This window comes from Mesocryomonas fontinalis, from assembly GCF_055730125.2.
Genome location: NZ_JBUZWG020000007.1, coordinates 48871 through 67704 on the forward strand (window position 1 = coordinate 48871; position 18834 = coordinate 67704).

14 protein-coding genes are annotated in these 18834 nt (G+C 67.7%); 3 read left to right on the forward strand and 11 right to left on the reverse strand.

Annotated features, from left to right (window positions below; translation table 11 throughout):
* Nucleotides 1-28: 28 nt before the first annotated feature.
* Nucleotides 29-2083 (forward strand): FAD-dependent oxidoreductase, encoded by a 2055-nt coding sequence (locus ACZL02_RS17225; RefSeq protein WP_472940125.1) that lies wholly within the window; start codon nucleotides 29-31, stop codon nucleotides 2081-2083.
* 163 nt (nucleotides 2084-2246) lie between these two features.
* On the opposite strand, the gene ACZL02_RS17230 is transcribed toward ACZL02_RS17225, so the two are convergent.
* The 10 genes from ACZL02_RS17230 to ACZL02_RS17275 form a co-directional block, all read right to left on the reverse strand.
* Nucleotides 2247-4739: a heavy metal translocating P-type ATPase gene (locus ACZL02_RS17230; protein ID WP_472940126.1), complete on the reverse strand. Its 2493-nt coding sequence runs from the start codon at nucleotides 4737-4739 to the stop codon at nucleotides 2247-2249.
* A 435-nt stretch (nucleotides 4740-5174) separates the two neighbouring features.
* Complete coding sequence (gene rpe / locus ACZL02_RS17235) at nucleotides 5175-5855, reverse strand: ribulose-phosphate 3-epimerase (RefSeq protein ID WP_472940127.1); 681 nt, start codon at nucleotides 5853-5855, stop codon at nucleotides 5175-5177.
* A 42-nt stretch (nucleotides 5856-5897) separates the two neighbouring features.
* Nucleotides 5898-6842 (reverse strand): CbbX protein, encoded by a 945-nt coding sequence (gene cbbX / locus ACZL02_RS17240; protein WP_472940128.1) that lies wholly within the window; start codon nucleotides 6840-6842, stop codon nucleotides 5898-5900.
* A gap of 179 nt (nucleotides 6843-7021) precedes the next feature.
* On the reverse strand, nucleotides 7022-7444 hold the full coding sequence (locus ACZL02_RS17245) for a ribulose bisphosphate carboxylase small subunit (protein WP_472940129.1): 423 nt from the start codon (nucleotides 7442-7444) through the stop codon (nucleotides 7022-7024).
* Nucleotides 7445-7560: 116 nt separating this feature from the next.
* Complete coding sequence (locus ACZL02_RS17250; RefSeq protein WP_472940130.1) at nucleotides 7561-9021, reverse strand: form I ribulose bisphosphate carboxylase large subunit; 1461 nt, start codon at nucleotides 9019-9021, stop codon at nucleotides 7561-7563.
* 138 nt (nucleotides 9022-9159) lie between these two features.
* Complete coding sequence (gene fba, locus ACZL02_RS17255; protein ID WP_472940131.1) at nucleotides 9160-10242, reverse strand: class II fructose-bisphosphate aldolase; 1083 nt, start codon at nucleotides 10240-10242, stop codon at nucleotides 9160-9162.
* A 17-nt stretch (nucleotides 10243-10259) separates the two neighbouring features.
* Complete coding sequence (locus ACZL02_RS17260) at nucleotides 10260-11468, reverse strand: phosphoglycerate kinase (protein ID WP_472940132.1); 1209 nt, start codon at nucleotides 11466-11468, stop codon at nucleotides 10260-10262.
* Nucleotides 11465-13474, reverse strand: a complete 2010-nt coding sequence (gene tkt / locus ACZL02_RS17265; RefSeq protein ID WP_472940133.1) for a transketolase — start codon at nucleotides 13472-13474, stop codon at nucleotides 11465-11467. The genes ACZL02_RS17260 and tkt overlap by 4 nt, the downstream gene beginning before the upstream one ends.
* 16 nt (nucleotides 13475-13490) lie before the next feature.
* A complete protein-coding gene (locus ACZL02_RS17270; protein ID WP_472940134.1) occupies nucleotides 13491-14366 on the reverse strand; it encodes a phosphoribulokinase in 876 nt (291 codons plus the stop codon).
* Nucleotides 14367-14401: 35 nt separating this feature from the next.
* Nucleotides 14402-15436, reverse strand: a complete 1035-nt coding sequence (locus ACZL02_RS17275; RefSeq protein ID WP_472940135.1) for a class 1 fructose-bisphosphatase — start codon at nucleotides 15434-15436, stop codon at nucleotides 14402-14404.
* A gap of 129 nt (nucleotides 15437-15565) precedes the next feature.
* Between ACZL02_RS17275 and ACZL02_RS17280 the strand changes: the two genes are divergently transcribed.
* Nucleotides 15566-16510 (forward strand): LysR family transcriptional regulator, encoded by a 945-nt coding sequence (locus tag ACZL02_RS17280; protein ID WP_472940136.1) that lies wholly within the window; start codon nucleotides 15566-15568, stop codon nucleotides 16508-16510.
* A gap of 63 nt (nucleotides 16511-16573) precedes the next feature.
* Here the strand turns inward: ACZL02_RS17280 and fni are convergent, their stop codons facing one another.
* On the reverse strand, nucleotides 16574-17635 hold the full coding sequence (gene fni, locus ACZL02_RS17285; RefSeq protein ID WP_472940137.1) for a type 2 isopentenyl-diphosphate Delta-isomerase: 1062 nt from the start codon (nucleotides 17633-17635) through the stop codon (nucleotides 16574-16576).
* Nucleotides 17636-17803: 168 nt separating this feature from the next.
* Here fni and ACZL02_RS17290 point away from each other — a divergent pair, with 168 nt between their 5' ends.
* Nucleotides 17804-18757 (forward strand): polyprenyl synthetase family protein, encoded by a 954-nt coding sequence (locus tag ACZL02_RS17290; protein ID WP_472940138.1) that lies wholly within the window; start codon nucleotides 17804-17806, stop codon nucleotides 18755-18757.
* Nucleotides 18758-18834: the final 77 nt, after the last annotated feature.

Genomic DNA, 18834 nt, shown 5'->3' on the forward strand with positions numbered 1-18834 from the left:
TGGCGGCATTCCAATCAAGCGGTGGGCCATGTCAGCGTCAGCGTCGAACGATCCCCTCCTGCAGCCTTACCAGCTCAGGCACCTGACCCTTCGCAACCGCATCATGTCGACGGCGCACGAGCCGGCCTATTCCGAAGACGGCATGCCGAAGGACCGCTACCGGCTCTACCACGTGGAGAAGGCCAGGGGCGGCATCGCCATGACGATGACCGCCGGCTCGGCGATCGTCTCGCCGGATTCGCCCGCCTCCTTCGGCAACCTTCACGCCTACAAGGACGAGATCGTGCCGCACATGAAGCGGCTTACCGACGAGTGTCACGAGCATGGCACCGCGGTGATGATCCAGATCACCCATCTCGGCCGCCGAACCTCGTGGAACAAGGCCGACTGGCTGCCCGTCGTCTCCGCCTCGCCGGTGCGCGAGGCGGCCCACCGGGCCTTTCCGAAGGCTGCCGAGGACTGGGACCTCGAGCGCATCGCCAAGAACTACGGCGATGCCGCCGCCCGGATGAAGGAGGCCGGGCTCGACGGTGTCGAGATCGAGGCCTATGGCCACCTCCTCGACAGCTTCTGGTCGCCCGCCACCAACCAGCGCGACGACGAGCACGGCGGCTCGCTCGACAACCGGCTGCGCTTCACCTGGATGATCGTCGACGCCGTGCGCGCCGCCGTCGGGCCGGACTTCATCGTCGGTACCCGCATGGTCGCCGACGAGGCCTGGGACATCGGCCTGTCGAAGCGCGAGGGCGTCGAGATCGCCCGGCGGCTGGTGGCGTCGGGCAAGATCGACTTCATCAACGTCATCCGCGGCCATCTCGACCACGACAAGGACCTGACCGACGTCATCCCGATCCAGGGCATGCCGGCCTCGCCACATCTGGATTTCGCCGGTGAGGTGCGCGCGGCGACGAAGTATCCGGTGTTCCACGCCGCCCGGATCGCCGACGTCGCCACCGCGCGGCACGCCATCGCCGAGGGCAAGCTCGACATGGTCGGCATGACCCGCGCCCACATCGCCGACCCGCACATCGTGCGCAAGATCATGTCCGGCCGGGAGCACGAGATCCGCCCTTGCGTCGGCGCGACCTACTGCCTCGACCGGATCTACGAGGGCGGCGGGGCGCTGTGCATCCACAATGCCGCGACCGGCCGCGAAGAGTTCATGCCGCAGCTGTTGAAGCGCTCCGATACGCCCGGCAAGCGCGTCGTGGTGATCGGCGCGGGACCTGCGGGCCTCGAAGCCGCGCGCGTCGCCGCCGAGCGCGGCCACAGCGTCGTCGTGCTGGAGGCGAGCGGCCAGGCCGGCGGACAGGTCAGCCTTGCCGCCCGCGTGCCGCGCCGGCGCGAGATGGCGGGGATCATCGACTGGCGGCTTGCCGAGCTGGAGCGGCTCGGCGTCGAAATCCGCTACAACGTCTATGCCGAAGGCGCCGACGTCACGGCCGAGAACCCCGACATGGTGTTCGTCGCCACCGGCGGCCTGCCGCAGAACCCGCCGCTCGAAGAAGGCGCCGACCTCGTCGTCTCCAGCTGGGACATCCTCGCCGGCACCGTGAAGCCGGACGGCCCAGTGCTGTTCTACGACGACAACGGTGCCCACCAAGGCCTCAGCGCCGCCGAGATGATCGTACGCGCGGGCGTCGCCCTCGAATTCGTCACCCCCGAGCGCAACTTCGCGCCCGACGTCGGCGGCATGAACCACGTGCCCTTCGCGAAGGCTTTCGCGGAGACGGGAACGCGCATCACCATCGCCAAGCGCCTCAAATCGGTGAAGCGGCGCGGCAACGGTCTCGTCGCCGTGCTCGACAGCGACTGGGCACCGGGGCATCCCGAGGAGCGCGAGGTGGCGCAGGTCGTCGTCGAGCACGGCACCTCGGCGATGGAGGAGCTGTACTTCGAGCTGAAGCCCGCCTCCCGCAACCTCGGCGCCGTCGATTACGACGCGCTGATCGCCGGCCGCTGGCCGCTGCCGGACCGCAACCCGGCCGGCAGCTTCCACCTCGTACGGATCGGCGATGCGGTGGAGTCGCGCAACATCCACGCCGCGATCTACGACGGCCTGCGCTACGCCATGCTGCTGTAGGCCGCATCGGGTTCTATCGTCGCCTCAGAACGGCCCCGGCGCGGACACGGCCTACGCCCGATTTTCGGCGGCGCCAGACACGGGAAGCGTCGACGCCAGACGGGATGGGTCACCGGATGCCGAAGCCCCGCATCGGCGTTTGCGGCGTCCGCCGTTTGCGCCGCTACAGCTTCACCGTCCGCAGCCGCAGGGCGTTGGCGATGACCGACACGGAGGACAGGCTCATCGCCGCCGCCGCCAGCATCGGCGACAGCAGCCAGCCGAAGAGGGGATAGAGGACGCCGGCCGCCACGGGCACGCCGACGAGGTTGTAGGCAAAGGCGAAGAACAGGTTCTGCCGGATGTTGGCGATCGTCGCCTCGGACAGCCGGCGGGCACGCAGCAGGCCGTCGAGATTGCCCTTCACCAGCGTGATCCCGGCGCTTTCGATGGCAACGTCGGCGCCGGTGCCCATGGCAATGCCGACCTCGGCCGCCGCCAGCGCCGGCGCGTCGTTGACGCCGTCGCCGGCCACCGCCACCCGGCGCCCAGCGGCCTGCAGACGGGCCACCAATGCCTGCTTGTCCTCGGGCCGCAGGGCGGCATGCACGTCGCCGATGCCGAGTTGCCGGGCGACATGCCGGGCGGGGCCCTCGGCGTCGCCGGTCGCCATGACCAGTTGCAGACCTTCCGCCTGCAGCGCCCGGACGGCTTCGGCCGCGCCCGGCTTGATGGGATCGGCGACCGCAACAAGGCCGATGACGGCGCGATCGACCGCAACGAACACCGCGGTTCGGCCGAGACCTTCCAGCGCTTTGGCCTTCTCGTTCAGCGTGGCAAAACCTGGCCCCGCGCAATCCTCCATCAGCGTGCGGTTGCCGAGGCACACCGCCTTGCCGTCGATCCGGCCGCGAACGCCCTGGCCCGTCACGGCCTCGAAGTCCGCCGTCTCGGCCAGCGTCAGCCCCTTTTCGGCGGCACCGGCGAGGATCGCCTCGGCCAGCGGATGCTCCGAGCCGCGCTCGAGGCTGGCGGCCAGCCGCAGCAGTGCATCGCTCTTGCCGTCGAGCGCGACGACGTCGGTCAGCGCCGGGCGCCCCGCGGTCAGCGTGCCCGTCTTGTCGATGATCAGCGTGTCGACGCCGGCAAAGCGCTCCAGCGCCTCGGCGCTTTTCACCAGGACGCCGGCCTGCGCGCCCCGGCCGGTGGCGGTCATGATCGACATCGGCGTCGCCAGCCCCAGCGCGCAGGGGCAGGCGATGATCAGCACCGACACGGCGGCGACCACGGCATGGGCGAGCGCCGGTGCCGGGCCGAGCAGCGCCCAGGCGGCAAAGGCGAGCACCGCCACCGCCACCACGGCCGGCACGAAAGCCCCGGCCACTCGGTCGGCAAGGCCCTGGATCGGCGCCCGCGAGCGCTGGGCGGTCGCGACCATCGCGACGATCCGCTGCAGCACGGTGTCCGAACCGACCGCTTCGGCGGCCATGACGAAGCCGCCCGTCCGGTTTAGCGTGCCGCCGGAAACCTTGTCGCCAACGGCCTTCTCGACCGGCAGCGGCTCGCCGGTCAGCATGCTCTCGTCGACCGACGAGCGGCCTTCTACCAGCATACCGTCGACCGGAACGCTCTCGCCCGGCCGCACCCGCAGCCGGTCGCCCGTCACCACCGTCTCCAGCGCGACGTCCGCCTCGCTGCCGTCTGCCGACAGCCGCCGCGCCGTCTTCGGCGCGAGGTCGAGCAGTGCCCGGATCGCCGATCCCGTGCGCTCGCGCGCTTTCAGCTCGAGGATCTGACCGACGAAGACGAGCGCGACGATCACCGCCGCCGCCTCGAAGTAGACCGGCACCGTGCCGCCCATCTCGCCGCCCTCCCCCATCGCCATGCCCTGCCGGAACGAGGCTGGGAACAGGCCGGGCAGGAAGGTCGCGACGACCGAGGTGATATAGGCCGCCCCGACGCCGAGCGCGATCAACGTCCACATGTTGGGCGAGCGGTTGAGCAGCGATTGCCAGCCGCGGCGGAAGAAGGGGATAGCGGCCCACAGCACCACCGGCGTCGCCAGTGCGAATTCGGCGAGGAGGGCGGCGCGCTCGCCGATCCAGCCGCGCACCGGCAAGCCCAGCACCGGCCCCATCGACACGACCAGCAGCGGCACGGCGCAGGCGACGCTGACCCAGAGACGGCGGGTGAAGTCGACAAGTTCCGGGTTCGGCCCGGCATCGGCGGCCGGCACGCCCATCGGCTCCAGCGCCATGCCGCATTTCGGACAATCGGCAAAATGGTCGCTGATCACCTCGGGGTGCATCGGGCAGGTGTAGAGCGCGCCTTTTGGCACCGGTGCCGGCGCCGGGCGGTCGCCAAGATAGGCCAACGGTTCGGCCTCGAACTTCTGCCGGCAGCCCGTGGAGCAGAAGTAGAACCGCTGGCCCTCGTGCTTGGCCATGTGCGCCGCCGTCGCCCGGTCGACCGTCATGCCGCAGACCGGGTCGACGGCCGAGAGATAGGCCTGCGGATCGGCCTCGAATTTCGTGCGGCAGCCGGCACAGCAGAAGTGGAAGACCCGCCCTTCCCGCTCGATTGTGGGCTTGCCCGCTGCGGGATCGACCAGCATGCCGCAGACGGGATCGCGGGTGACACCGGCATCGGTGGCATGGGGATGATGGTGGGCGTTCATGTACGGCTCCCAAGCTCTAACTCAAGAGATGGGGCTTCCAGCCACGGGAAGGTCAAGGGGTGTTGGTGCACCGCAGCCCAACGTCTTGAATGGTCATCGGGACTTTCAAGAACGTCTCCCCCGCTTGCGGTCGCCATCCTCGGCCGCAGGGCGGGGACCCATGCCACCCCAGTGACGCGTCGGTCCGCTTCAGGGTGGAGGGAATGTTTCTCCAGCCCGCACTTGTTCGACGGCTTGGCATGGATCCCCGCGCTGCGCGCGAGGATGACGAGAGGTACGGTTTTACGCTCTCGCCGCCCCCCCAAGGACGATGGTTCTTCGATCGGTGATTCCGCATGGGAACACCGCTGCCCTCCCGTCATCCTCCGCCACCAGAAAAAAGCCGCGCGGCCCATTCTCGGACGGCGCGGCAAGAGCGGCCCAACGGGGAGGACGTCAGGCCGCTTGGCGGGGAACCCCGGCGATGCTGTCGCGGATCGCCTTCATGTTGGCCCCGTAATGCGCCGGCGTGCCGCCGCGGAAGACTGCAGATCCCGCGACCAGGACGTTGGCGCCCGCTTCCACCACCAGCGGCGCCGTCTCGGGCGTCACGCCGCCATCGATCTCGATGTGGATCGGCCGGTCGCCGATCATCGCCTTGACCCGCCGGACCTTGTCGACGACCGCAGGGATGAAGGCCTGGCCGCCGAAACCGGGATTGACGGTCATCAGGAGCACGAGGTCGACGCGGTCAAGCACGTAGGCGATGACGCTCTCCGGCGTCGACGGGTTCAACGCAACGCCGGCCTTCTTGCCGAGCCCGCGGATCGCCTGCAGCGAGCGGTCGAGATGCCGCGTCGCCTCGGCATGCACGGTGATGAGGTCTGCCCCGGCCTCGGCGAACGCCTCGAGATAGAGGTCCGTCGGCTCGATCATCAGATGGCAGTCGAACAGCTTCGCCGAGGCCGGGCGGATCGCCTTCACGATGCCGGGGCCGAAAGTGATGTTCGGCACGAAATGGCCGTCCATGACGTCGAGGTGGATCCAGTCGGCGCCGGCCTTGTCGACATCCGTCACCTCGGGCCCAAGGCGGGCGAAATCCGCCGAAAGGATCGACGGGGCGATGATGAGGTCCATGGTGTTCCCTTCCCTGATGCTTCTTCGGCTCGTCTGCTTCGGCTATTCCGCTTCGGCAGGGGCCTGCCGGCGCGAGGCGTCGAAGACCCGGCTCACCGAGATGTCCACCGCTTCGATACACGACAATTGCGCCGCGTTAAGGGGGCCGGTCGCGCTTTCGAACAGCCGGTTCGCCTGGCGCAGCCGCGCCCGGTCCAGGGCGTTGCGGATCGAGCGGGCATTGGCGAAGTGAGGCTGCTGCCGCCGCTCGCCGATATAGCGCTCGAGCACCGCCTTCGCCTCCGGGCTCAGCGTGTAGTTCTGGCGCGACAGCATGCCCTCCGAGATGGTCAGCAACTCGCCGTCGGAGTAGTCTGGGAAGTCGATGTGGTGGGCGACACGCGAGCGGAAGCCGGGATTGCTCTCGAAGAACTTGTCCATCCGGTCGGCATAGCCGGCGAGGATCACCACCAGATCGTCGCGCTGGTTCTCCATCACCTGCAAGAGGATCTCGATCGCCTCCTGGCCGTAGTCGCGCTCGTTGTCCGGCCGGTAGAGATAGTAGGCCTCGTCGATGAACAGCACGCCGCCCATCGCCTTCTTCAGGATCTCCTTGGTCTTCGGCGCGGTGTGGCCGATGTACTGGCCGACCAGATCGTCGCGGGTGACCGAGACGAGATGGCCCTTCCGGATGTAGCCGAGACGGTGGAGGAGGTTCGCCATCTTCATCGCCACCGTGGTCTTGCCGGTGCCGGGATTGCCGGTGAAGCTCATGTGCAGCGTCGGCGTGTCGTGCGCGAGGCCCATCGCCTTGCGTGCGCGCTCGACCAGCAGCAGCGCCGCCGTCTCCTTGATCCGCTGCTTCACCGGCTTCAGGCCGACCAGCGACTGGTCGAGCTCTTCCAGCACCTCGCCGACGCCGGCCTCCTCGTATTCGCGGCGGAGGTCGACGGTCTGGGGCGGGGACGCGGGTTCGGCGGTGGTCGGATCAGCGGTGGTCGTGCTCATGACTCGCTCCTTGGGATATCGTTCGAAGGGGGCGGCAGCTCGCCCCCCTCTGTCCTGCCGGACATCTCCCCCTTAATGAGGGAGATCGGCAGTTGCGGCCGGCGACGAGCCGATCTCCCCACCCGAGGGGGAGATGCCGGCAGGCAGAGGGGGGCGCCGTAGAGCGCCGCCCCAAAGCCTCAAGCCGGGTAGCGCTCGCTCTCCGGCAGGTCGACGGAATACCCCTCCGTCGAATAGCGGATGGTGCGGCCGTCGCCTTCCTGGCGGCGAAGGCGGAAGCCGGGCTCGACCGCGGGGCGGTTGACGATGAAGGACAGCTTCACCGACTCCCAGCCATGCGTCGAGTCGAAGGCGGAGACGCGAATGTAGCGGCCGCCGTAGACCTTGCGGCATTCGGCCAGCTCCATCATCACGCCGGCCGCATCCGGCACGTCAAACATCGGGTGGCCCCACATGTCCCAATACGTGTTGCGCGGGTGCGGGTCGTCGGTGAACTCGATGTTCACCGCCCAGCCATTGTCGATGCAGTACTGGATCTGCGCGGAGATCTGGGTGTCGGTGAGGTCGGGCAGGAAGGAGAAGGCTCCCTGGGTGATACGCATGGCGTCGTTCCTCTCGAAGGATTTGGCTGTCGGCCGTCGCGGCGCGAGCGGTCGTGGCACGGAAAACAGGTTGCGGTGGGCCGTCGGTGCCGGGCGGCAGGACCGCCCGGCAGAGATCAGGCGGCGGCCGTCGCGGAGACCTGGTAGTCCGGCGAGTCGGTCGAGGCGTAGTTGAAGGTGACGTCCTTCCAGGTATCCAGCGCCTGACGCAGCGGCGTACAGGTCTTGGCGGCAGTCGCCAGAATCTCCGGCCCTTCGTTGACGATGTCGCGACCCTCGTTGCGGGCGAGGACCATGCATTCCAGCGCGACGCGGTTGGCCGTGGCGCCGGCGCCGATGCCCATCGGATGGCCGATCGTGCCGCCGCCGAACTGCAGCACGGTGTCCTCGCCGAGGAGGTCGAGGAGCTGGTGCATCTGGCCGCAATGGATGCCGCCCGAGGCGACCGGCATGACCTTGTTGAGCGAGGCCCAGGGCTGGTCGAAGAAGATGCCATTGCCAAGGTTCTTCGGCGTGAACTCGTCGCGGCAGATGTCGTAATAGCCCTTCGTCGTCGCCGGATCACCCTCCAGCTTGCCGACCACGGTGCCGGCATGGATGTGGTCGACGCCCGCCAGCCGCGACCACTTGGCGATGCAGCGGAAGGAGACGCCATGGTTCTTCTGCCGCGTGTAGGTCGAGTGTCCGGCGCGGTGGAGATGCAGGATCATGTTGTTGCGCCGCGCCCACTTCGACATGGACTGCATCGCCGTCCAGCCGATGACGAGATCGATCATGATGATGGTCGAGCCGAGTTCCTTGGCGAATTCGGCGCGCTCGTACATGTCCTCCATCGTCGCCGCGGTGACGTTGAGGTAGCTGCCCTTGATCTCGCCGGTGGCGGCCTGCGCCTTGTTGACCGCCTCCATGCAGTAGAGGAACCGCTCGCGCCAATCCATGAAGGCCTGGCTGTTGATGTTCTCGTCGTCCTTGGTGAAGTCGAGCCCACCCTTCAGCGCCTCGTAGACGACGCGGCCGTAATTGCGGCCGGAGAGGCCAAGCTTCGGCTTGACGGTGGCGCCAAGCAGCGGCCGGCCGAACTTGTCGAGGCGTTCGCGCTCGACGACGATGCCGGTCGGCGGGCCAGGATAGGTCTTCACGTAGGCCGTCGGCAGCCGCATGTCCTCCAGCCGCAGGGCCTTCAGCGGCTTGAAGCCGAAGACGTTGCCGATCACCGACGCGGTGAGGTTGGAGATCGAGCCGTTCTCGAAGAGGTCGATGTCGTAGGCGATGTAGGCGAAGTAGCTGCCTTCGGCGTTCGGCACCGCATCGACCTGATAGGCCTTCGCCCGGTACTTCTCGGCGGCGGTGAGGCGGTCGGTCCAGACCACCGTCCAGGTCGCGGTCGAGGATTCACCGGCGACGGCCGCCGCGGCCTCGATCGGGTCGACGCCATCCTGCGGCGTGATCCGGAAGCAGCAGATGACGTCCGTCTCCTTCGGGACGTAGTCTGGCTCCCAGTAGCCCATCTTCTTGTATTCCATGACGCCAGACTTGTAGCGGTCCTTGCCGGTAACGGTCTGTGACTTCTCTTGCATGGTCGTTTCCTCCAAATGCCCAGTGCATAGACGTGACGGGTCGTTCCGCGGCGGGGCCGCGGTCGGGCTCGACGGTGAAGCTGCGGCATGCCGCAGGTAGGTTTCGGTTGTGTCGGCTGCGGCGGGCCGCAGATGCTCTCAGGCGGCCGCTTGCTGCAGCCCTGTCTGCGGATCCAGTTCGCCGCGCTGATAGCGTTTCGCCATCGCGTCGAGGCCGATGCAGCGGATCATCGACGCCTTGCCGGCGGTGCCGAACTGCTCGTTGCGGTCGACGCAGAGCGCCTCGAGCGCATCCATCGCCGGCTGCAGGAACTTGCGCGGGTCGAACTCCTGCGGCCGTTCCATCGCGATCTTCCGGAACTGCCCGGCCATCGCCATGCGGCAGTCGGTGTCGATGTTCACCTTGCGCACGCCGTGGCGGATACCGCGCACGATCTCCTCGACCGGCACGCCCCAGGTCTGGGGCATCTCGCCGCCATAGCGGTTGATGACGTCCTGCAGCGCCTGCGGCACCGAGGAGGAGCCGTGCATGACGAGATGGGTGTTCGGCAGCTTGCGGTGGATCTCCTCGATGATCCCCATCGCCAGGATGTCGCCATCCGGTTGCCGGGAGAACTTGTAGGCGCCGTGCGAGGTGCCCATGGCGATGGCGAGGGCGTCGACACCGGTGCGGCGGACGAAGTCGACCGCCTGGTCGGGATCGGTCAGCATCTGGTCGTGGCTGAGCACGCCTTCCGCGCCGTGGCCGTCCTCGGCCTCGCCGGTCCCGCTCTCCAGCGAGCCGAGCACGCCGAGCTCGCCCTCGACCGAGGCGCCGACCCAGTGCGCCATCCGCGTCACCCGCTCGGTGATCGCGATATTGTAGTCGTAGGAGGCCGGCGTCTTCATGTCGGCCTCGAGCGACCCGTCCATCATCACCGAGGTGAAGCCGTGCCGGATCGCGGTGAGGCAGGTCGCCTCGTCATTGCCGTGGTCCTGGTGGATGCAGACCGGAATGGTCGGGTACATCTCCACCAGTGCGTCCATCATCTTGGACAGCATGATGTCGTTGGCATAGGCCCTGGCGCCCCGGGACACCTGGAGGATGACCGGGGCATCACACTTCGCCGCCGCCTTCATAATGGCGAGGCCCTGCTCCATGTTGTTGATGTTGAAGGCAGGAACGCCGTAGTCGTAGTCGGCGGCATGGTCGAGAAGCTGGCGAAGTGTGATCTTGGCCATCGCGGGGTACTCCTATGTCATGTTGACTGGGTCTTCAGGATTTCGATCCCCGGCAGGTCGCGCCCCTCGAGCCATTCGAGGAAGGCCCCGCCCGCCGTGGACAGGTAGGTGAAGTCGTCGGCGACGCCGGCAGCGTTCAGCGCCGCCACCGTGTCGCCGCCGCCGGCGACCGTGATCAGCCGGCCGGCCTTGGTGAGGGCCGCTGCGGCCTGCGCCACCGAATTGGTGGCGGCGTTGAACGGCTCGATCTCGAAGGCGCCGAGCGGTCCGTTCCACAGAAGCGTGGCGCAGGTCTCGAGCGCCGCGTTGATCGCGGCAACGGTCTTCGGCCCGACGTCGAGCGCCATGGCGTCCGAAGGGATAGAGTCGATGGCGACCGTCTCGTTCGCGGCATTCGCCTTGAACTCGCGGGCGACGACGACGTCGACAGGCAAGTGCAGCGTGCACCCCGCGCCTTCCGCCATCGCCATCACCTTCTTCGCCGTCTCCATGGCGTCCGGCTCGTACAGCGACTTGCCGACATCGTGGCCCTGCGCCGCGAGGAAGGTGTTCGCCATGCCGCCGCCGATGACGAGGTGGTCCATCTTCGGCACCAGGAACTCCAGGACGCCGATCTTCGACGACACCTTCGCCCCGCCGACGAGCGCGGCCACCGGCCGCTTCGGCGTATCGAGCGCGGCTTCCAGCGCCTTCACCTCGGCCATCAGCGACGGACCGGCATAGGCCGGCAGGATCGTCGCCAGCTGGTAGGTCGAGGCATGCGCCCGGTGGGCGCAGGAGAAGGCGTCGTTGACGTAGAGATCGCCGAGCGCCGAGAGCCTCAGCGCGAAGGTCTTGTCGTTGGCTTCCTCTTCCGCGTGGAAGCGCAGGTTCTCGAGGACGGCGACCTCTCCATCCTTCAGCACGCCCGCGACCTTCTCGGCCTCGATGCCGACGCAGTCCGCCGCGAACTGCACCGGCCGCCCAAGGATCTCGCCGAGCTTTTCGGCGACCGGCCGCAGCGAGAAGTGCGGGTTCACCTCGCCTTTCGGCCGGCCGAGATGGCTGAGCACGACGACTTTCGCGCCGCGCTCGGTGAGTGCCGTGACCGTCGGGGCGAAGCGCTCGAGGCGCGTCGCATCGGTGATGACGCCGTCCTTCATCGGCACGTTCACGTCGGCGCGGATCAGCACGGTCTTGCCGGCGACGTCGACGCCGTCGATCGGGCGGAGCTGGCCGCCGCTCAAGCCACCAGCTCCTTGCCGGCGGCAAGGATTGCCTCGGCGGTGATGCCGAAGTGCTCGTAGAGCAGCGGTGCCGGACCCGAGGCACCGAAGGAGTTCATGCCGATGAAGCGGCCGTTATCGCCGATCCAGCGGTCCCAGCCGAAGCGGGCGGCCGCCTCGACGCCCATGCGCGGCGCGGTGCCGAGGACCGAGGCGCGGTAGGCGTCGTCCTGCTCGAGGAAGAGTTCCCAGGACGGCATGGAGACGACGGCGACGCGGATGCCCTCGGCCTTCAGCTTCTCGGCGCCGGCGATGGCGAGTTCGACCTCCGAACCGGTGGCAAGGATCGTCAGCTGGCGCTCGCCGCCCTCCGCTTCGCGCAGGACATAGGCGCCCTTGGCGGTGCGGTTCTCGGCAACGTCGCCGCCGCGCAGCGTCGGCAGGTTCTGGCGCGACAGCGAGAGCACCGACGGGCGCTTGGTCTCGGTGACCGCGATCTCCCAGGCTTCCGCCGTCTCGATCGCATCCGCCGGGCGGAAGACGAGGAGGTTCGGCGTCGCCCGGAGCATCGCGAGGTGCTCGATCGGCTGATGCGTCGGGCCGTCTTCGCCAAGGCCGATGGAGTCATGCGTCAGGACGTAGATGACGCGCAGCCCCATGAGCGCCGAGAGCCGGATCGCGCCGCGGGCATAGTCGGAGAAGACGAGGAACGTGCCGCCATACGGGATGAAGCCGCCGTGCAGCGCGAGACCGTTCATCGCCGCGGCCATGCCGTGCTCGCGGATGCCGTAGTGGATGTAGCGGCCGGAATAGTCGCCGGGAGTGACCGAGGTCATGCTCTTGGTGAGGGTGAACACCGAGTGCGTCAGGTCGGCCGAGCCGCCGATGGTGATGTCGGTGGCGTCGTTGATGACCTGCAGCGTCGCCTCGGAGGACTTGCGGGTCGCGATCTTCGGCTGCTCGGTCGAGAGCTTCTCGCGGAAAGCCTGCATGGTCTCGGCAAAATCGTGCGGCAACGTCGTCGCGGCGTGGCGGCGGAACTCCTCGGCCCGGTTCGAGCCGTCGACGCGGTTCTCCCATTCGGCGCGGGCCTCGGCACCCTTTTCGCCGACCTTGCGCCAGCCCTTGACCACGGCCTCCGGCAGGACGAACGGCTCGGACTCCCAGATCAGCGCCTTGCGGGCCCCGGCGATCTCCTCGGCGCCGAGCGGCGCGCCATGCGTCTTCTCGGTGCCCTGCAGCTTCGGCGCGCCATAGCCGATGATGGTGCGGCAGGCGATCAGCGCCGGCTTGTCGGAGTTGCGCGCGGTGGCGATGGCGTCGCGGATGGCGTCGTCGTCGAGGCCGTCGATCGACACCGCCGTCCAGCCGGCCGCCTCGAAGCGCTTGATCTGGTCCATCGAGGTCGACAGCGAGGTGCGGCCGTCGATCGAGATGTTGTTGTCGTCCCAGAGCACGATCAGCTTGTTCAGCTTCAGGTGCCCGGCAAGATCGATCGCCTCGTGGCTGATGCCCTCCTGCAGGCAGCCGTCGCCGCAGATGACATAGGTGTGGTGGTCGACCATCGCGTCGCCGAAGCGGGCATTGGCGAGCCGTTCGGCCAGCGCCATGCCGACGCCGGTGGCAAGTCCCTGGCCGAGCGGGCCGGTGGTGGTCTCGATGCCCAGCGCATGGCCGTATTCCGGATGGCCCGCGGTGCGCGAGCCGATCTGGCGGAAACTCTTCAGCTGGTCGATGTCCATGTCGGAATAGCCGAGCAGGTGATGGACGGCATAGAGGAGCATCGAGCCGTGGCCGGCCGACAGGATGAAGCGGTCGCGGTCGGGCCAGGTCGGGTTCGAGGGATCGACCTTGACGAAGTCGCGGAACAGCACCGAGGCGACGTCGGCCATGCCCATCGGCATGCCGGGATGGCCGGAATTGGCCTTCTGGACGGCGTCCATCGTCAGGGCGCGGATGGCGTTCGCCATGTCGCGGGCGTCCTGGTCGACGGTCTTCGGATCAGGCTTGGCTGAGGTGGTGGACATCTGTCTCTTTCGGGTCTCAGGCCGCGCGGCGCTTGCGCTCGATGAGCTGCAGGATGAGCGGCGTCAGGATCAGTTGCATGGCGAGGTCGAGCTTGTTGCCCGGGGCCACGATGGAGTTCGCTCTCGACATGAACGAGTTCGGAATCATCGAGAGCAGATACGGAAAGTCGATACCCCGCGGACGGGCAAACCGGATCACGATCATTGATTCGTCGGCGGTGGGGATCCACCGGGCGATGAACGGATCCGATGTATCGACGATCGGCACGCGTTGGAAGTTGATGTCCGTCAGCGCGAACTGCGGACAGATGTATTTGATGTAGTCCGGCATGCGGCGCAGGATCACGTCCATGACCGCTTCGGTGGAGTAGCCGCGCGACGCCTTATCCCGGTGAATCTTCTGGATCCATTCGAGGTTGATGACCGGCACGACGCCGATCTTCAGGTCGACATGGGCGGCAAGGTCCACCGTGCCGGTCCGCACGCAGCCGTGCAGGCCCTCGTAGAACAAGAGGTCGCTCTCGTCGGAGAATGCCGACCAGTCGGTGAACGTCCCTGGCGCGCAGCCGTAGACCTTGGCCTCCGCATCGTCGTGGATGTAGCGGCGCGTCTCGCCCCGGCCCTTGCGTCCGTATTCCTCGAACACCTCCTGGAGCTTTTCCAGGATGTTGGCCTCGGGGCCGAAATGCGAGAAGTGCCGGTTCTCCTTGGCGTCCTCCTCGGCAATCTTGTCCTTCATCGCCTGGCGGTCGTAGCGGTGGAAGGCGTCGCCCTCGATGTAGACGGCGTTGACGATCTCGCGCCGAAAGATCTGGTCGAAGGTGTTCTTGACCGATGTCGTGCCCGCGCCGGACGAGCCGGTGATCGCGATGATCGGATGCTTTGCGGACATGCTCGGTTCCTCCCAGAAGCCGTCGACGTCGAATGTTAGGCCCTGAAAAGGCTTCGCTTGCCGAACAGCGGCGATCGCTCGCCAATGCCCGAGGGGTCTGTCAGGTAGCGGGTGACGCGGGTGACCTCGCGCTTCGACCCGCAGACCAGCGGCGTGCGCACGTGCAGGCTCTCCGGCACGATGTCGAGGATGCGGGTGACGCCGTCGGTCGCGCTGCCGCCGGCATTCTCCATGCAGAAGGCGATCGGGTTGGCCTCGTAGCAGAGCCGCAGGCGGCCCTTGGCGTAGCCCTTTCGCCCGTCGCCGGGGTAGAGGAAGATGCCGCCGCGGATCAGGATGCGGTAGCAGTCGGCGACCATCGAGGCGATCCAGCGCATATTGAAGTCGCGCTCGCGCGGTCCCTCGGCGCCGGCCAGGCAATCGTCGATGTAGAGCCGCATCGCCTCGTCCCAATGGCGGTAGTTGGAGGCGTTGATGGCGAATTCATGCGCCCGGTCGGCAATGGAGACCGAGGCCTTCAGCTCGACGAAGCCGCCGAACGACGGCGAGAAGGTGAAGATGTGCGTGCCGTTGCCGACGCTGACGACGAGCAGCAGCTGCGGCCCGTAGATGAAGAAGCCGGCGCCCAGCTGCTTCGAGCCCGGCTGGCAGAAGACGCTGGCGGCATCCATTCCCTCGGCCGGAAGGATCGAGAAGATCGTGCCGATCGAGACATTGGTTTCGATGTTGGACGAGCCGTCCAGCGGATCGATCGCCAGCGCCAGCGCGCCGCCCTCTGCAAGCCGAACCGGCTCCTCCTGCTCTTCCGAACCGTAGAAGGCGATGCCCGATGCGGTGGCGGCCTCGAGGAACACCTTGTCGGCGACGACGTCGAGTTCCTTCTGGATGTCGCCGCCTGCATTGGCGACGTCGCGGGACTGGCCGAAATGGTCGCCGCTGCCACCGGCGATGATGGTGTTGCGGACCTTGATGGCGGCCCCGGCGAGATGACGGAGGGTTTCGGCGACTTTCAGCCGAAGCGGATCGGTCCCGGCATATGAGCCGAGATGCGCGTCTAACGACGATGCCATGCATTTCTCCCTGTCGGTTCGGGGCTCTTCGTCCCCGTTCACCGATTACCCTCAGACTATGGCCGGCGCGATGCCGTTAGTAAAATTTATTCTATTTACATGCGCAGTCAGTTTTATTATGGATGGGGAATGCGCACCCTCACCCTTCGCCAGCTTCGCTCGGTCCAGGCCATCTACCAGCATGGCACGATCGCCGCCGCCGCCCGCAAGCTCGGCCTCACGGCGCCCGCCATCACGTTGCAGATCAAGCAGGTCGAGGAGGATCTCGGCGTCGCCCTCTTCGACCGGACCAGCGACGGCATGCAGCTGCGCGAGGCCGGACGGGCGGCCCTGCGCGCGGCCAACGCGATCGAGACCGTGCTGCAGACGCTGCAGGACGACATCGACGCGATCAAGGGCCTGCGACACGGCTCGATCCGGCTCGGCGTCGTCTCGACGGCGAAGTATTTTGCGCCCCGGATGATCGCGGGCTTTGCCCGGGACTTTCCGGCGATCGAGATCAAGCTGCTCGTCGGCAACCGCGAGGAGATCGTCGAAAAGCTGCGGAACTATCAGCTCGACATCGCCCTGATGGGCCGCCCGCCGCGTGAGTTCCAGGTGTCCGCGAGCGCCTTTGGCGATCACCCGCTGGTGATGATCTCGGCGCCCGACCATCCGCTGGTGACGGCGCGTTCCATCGACAAGCCGCGGCTGCTCGAGGAGACGATCATCATCCGCGAGCCGGGCTCGGGCACCCGCTCCTCGCTCGAGCGCTTCTTCGCCGGCATTCCCGACGCGCTCGAGAACAAGGTCGTGGAGATGGGCTCCAACGAGACGATCAAGCAGGCGGTGATGGCCGGGCTCGGCATCGCCTTCATTTCCGCCCACACCATCGAGTTCGAGGTCGAGATGCACCGGCTGGCGGTGCTCGACGTCGCCGACATGCCGATCCGGCGGCAATGGTTCGCGGTATCGCGCAGCGACCACGCCTCCGCTCCGGCCGAGCGCGCCTTCACCGATTTCCTCGCCCAGCGCGGCGCCCAGTTCCTGCCGCTGCTGGCACGGCTCTATCCGGACGGCCCGGCGATCGATTGATGCGCGCGGCCGGCGCTTATCCATCCGAAAGAATGGAGCGAGAATAGTCTATCGCAGGATGCTCTAGAGAAGCGGGGCCCGCCGCAGGGCTGCGAGATCCGCCGAGCCGGTGCAGAAGCAGGCGATCCGCAGCTGATCGATGACCTCGGAGAAATGCGCCACCACCGCATCCGTCGAGACATCGGCACTGGCAAGGCTTGCCGCCGCCTGTCCGGCGACGTCGGCGCCGAGCCGGATCGCCTTGGCGGCATCGAGCCCGGAGCGGACCCCGCCGGAGCCGACCAGCACGACATCCGGGCAGGCGGCGCGCACCGCGGCGATCGCCTCGGCTGTCGGGATGCCCCAGTCGGCGAACATCAGCGCCGTGCGGCGCTCCGCAAGGCTCGCCGCCCGTTCCGCCTCCACCGCCGCCCAGCTGGTGCCGCCGGCGCCGGCGACGTCGATGACCGCGACGCCGACCTCGACCAGCCGCCGCGCGACCGAGGCGGACAGGCCGGCGCCGACCTCCTTGACCACCACCGGCACGCCGAGGCTGCGGACGAGATCACCGATCGCGACGAGGACGCCGCGCCAGTCGCGGTCGCCGCCGGCCTGCACAGCCTCCTGCAGCGGATTGAGATGGACGATCAGCGCATCCGCCTCGATCATCGCCACCGCCCGCCGCGCCACGTCGAGCCCGCCCTCAAGCAGCTGCGCGGCGCCGATATTGGCGAGCAGGACGACGTCCGGCGCCAGCGCGCGGAGTGACCGGTCGAGGCCCCCAGAAGCGGCGCCCTCGAGGGCGATGCGCTGGGAGCCGACGCCAAGAGCGATGCCGAGCGCCTGCGCCGCTTCCGCCAGATGCGCGTTGATCCGTGCGGCCCGCGCGGGCCCGCCGGTCATCGACGAGATCAGGAGCGGCGCCGCGAGCGGCTTGCCGAGGAAGCGTGAGGAGAGATCGATCGCACCGAGATCGAGCTCCGGCAAGGCACAGTGCTCGAATCGGATGGCGTCGAACCCGGCATCGGCGTGCCGCGCAGCAAGCCGGGGCGACAACACGATATCGAGATGGTCACTCTTGCGGGCGCCGATATCGTCCGCCCTGCCGGTCTCGCTCTGGCTGGTCAACGCCCTGCAATCCTTCATCTCTCGGGGCGTACAGCCGGCGCTCGCGGCGCCTTGCCCGCTCGCACGGCGTGGTAAAACCCATCTGCCCCACAGCTTCGGCACTTGGCACCGCGGCTGCAAGGGTCAAGTATAGGGGCCAACTGGTAAAAAGGCTCAGATGAGACAGAGCGAAGCGAGAAGTCGGCAATGAACGTGGATGCGACGACGGGCCTGACGCTCTATCGCCGTCAGATCGACCTGCGCCTTGCCGCCCTGCTGCCGCCCGTGCTGCCCGGCCATTCAGCCCTCGACGCGGCGATGCGCGACGGCGTGCTGGCGCCCGGGAAACGGCTGCGGCCGCTGATGACGGTGCTGACGGCCGAAGATCTCGGCGGCAACGCCCTCTCCGCGATCGACGCCGGCTGCGCCGTCGAACTGGTGCACGCGGCGTCGCTGGTGCTCGATGACCTGCCTTGCATGGACAACGCCAAGCTCCGGCGCGGCCTGCCGACCGTTCATGTCGGCCATGGCGAGGACATCGCCGTTCTCGTCTCGATCTCGGCAGTGAGCCTCGCCTACCAGCTGATCTCGGAAATCTCCGAGATCCCGGCCGCCGTGAGGCTCGACGCCATCTCGATCCTGGCGAAGGCGGTGGGCGTCGCCGGCCTCGTCGGCGGTCAGTTCGACGATCTTCGCCGCGGCAAGACGCGGCGCGCGGTGGCAGAGATCCAGGCCGCCAACGGGCTGAAGACCGGCGCGCTGTTTTCGGCCGCCGTCGAGATCGGCGGCGTTATAGCCGGAGCCGATGCGGCGACCCGCTCCAAGTTGCGCAGCTTCGCCGAAGAGCTTGGCCACGCCTTCCAGCTGCTCGACGACTTTCTCGACCTTGCGGCGAACCCAGGCCTTACCGGCAAGGACATTGGCAAGGACGAGGGCAAATCGACGATCCTCTCGATCGTCGGACGCGACTCCGCCCGCCGCCGCATCGACCGGCACATCGAAAAGGCGCAGCAGGCGCTGGACGAGATCTTCGGCACGGGCAGCCGGCTGCACGGGCTGGTGTCGGCGATCGTTGAACAGGCCTTGCCTGCCCCGCTTGCCGCCGCCTTCAGCAATGACGACATGCCGGGCGGACTGGGCCAGGAAATCGGCGCCCGCTGAGGGTTCAAGAGAGGCCTTTCCCGATCGTCCCTACCCTTGCGGCCGTCTTCGGCATGGACGCATGGATCCGGACGAAC

Excerpts from the sequence above, each read along its gene's own strand:
- ACZL02_RS17290 (WP_472940138.1), top strand. The coding sequence starts at position 17,804 with ATGAACGTGGATGCGACGACGGGCCTGACGCTCTATCGCCGTCAGATC.
- ACZL02_RS17245 (WP_472940129.1), bottom strand. The coding sequence starts at position 7,444 with ATGCGTATCACCCAGGGAGCCTTCTCCTTCCTGCCCGACCTCACCGAC.
- ACZL02_RS17230 (WP_472940126.1), bottom strand. The coding sequence starts at position 4,739 with ATGAACGCCCACCATCATCCCCATGCCACCGATGCCGGTGTCACCCGC.
- tkt (WP_472940133.1), bottom strand. The coding sequence starts at position 13,474 with ATGTCCACCACCTCAGCCAAGCCTGATCCGAAGACCGTCGACCAGGAC.
- ACZL02_RS17280 (WP_472940136.1), top strand. The coding sequence starts at position 15,566 with ATGCGCACCCTCACCCTTCGCCAGCTTCGCTCGGTCCAGGCCATCTAC.
- ACZL02_RS17275 (WP_472940135.1), bottom strand. The coding sequence starts at position 15,436 with ATGGCATCGTCGTTAGACGCGCATCTCGGCTCATATGCCGGGACCGAT.
- fba (WP_472940131.1), bottom strand. The coding sequence starts at position 10,242 with ATGGCCAAGATCACACTTCGCCAGCTTCTCGACCATGCCGCCGACTAC.
- ACZL02_RS17225 (WP_472940125.1), top strand. The coding sequence starts at position 29 with ATGTCAGCGTCAGCGTCGAACGATCCCCTCCTGCAGCCTTACCAGCTC.
- cbbX (WP_472940128.1), bottom strand. The coding sequence starts at position 6,842 with ATGAGCACGACCACCGCTGATCCGACCACCGCCGAACCCGCGTCCCCG.
- rpe (WP_472940127.1), bottom strand. The coding sequence starts at position 5,855 with ATGGACCTCATCATCGCCCCGTCGATCCTTTCGGCGGATTTCGCCCGC.
- fni (WP_472940137.1), bottom strand. The coding sequence starts at position 17,635 with ATGAAGGATTGCAGGGCGTTGACCAGCCAGAGCGAGACCGGCAGGGCG.
- ACZL02_RS17270 (WP_472940134.1), bottom strand. The coding sequence starts at position 14,366 with ATGTCCGCAAAGCATCCGATCATCGCGATCACCGGCTCGTCCGGCGCG.
- ACZL02_RS17250 (WP_472940130.1), bottom strand. The coding sequence starts at position 9,021 with ATGCAAGAGAAGTCACAGACCGTTACCGGCAAGGACCGCTACAAGTCT.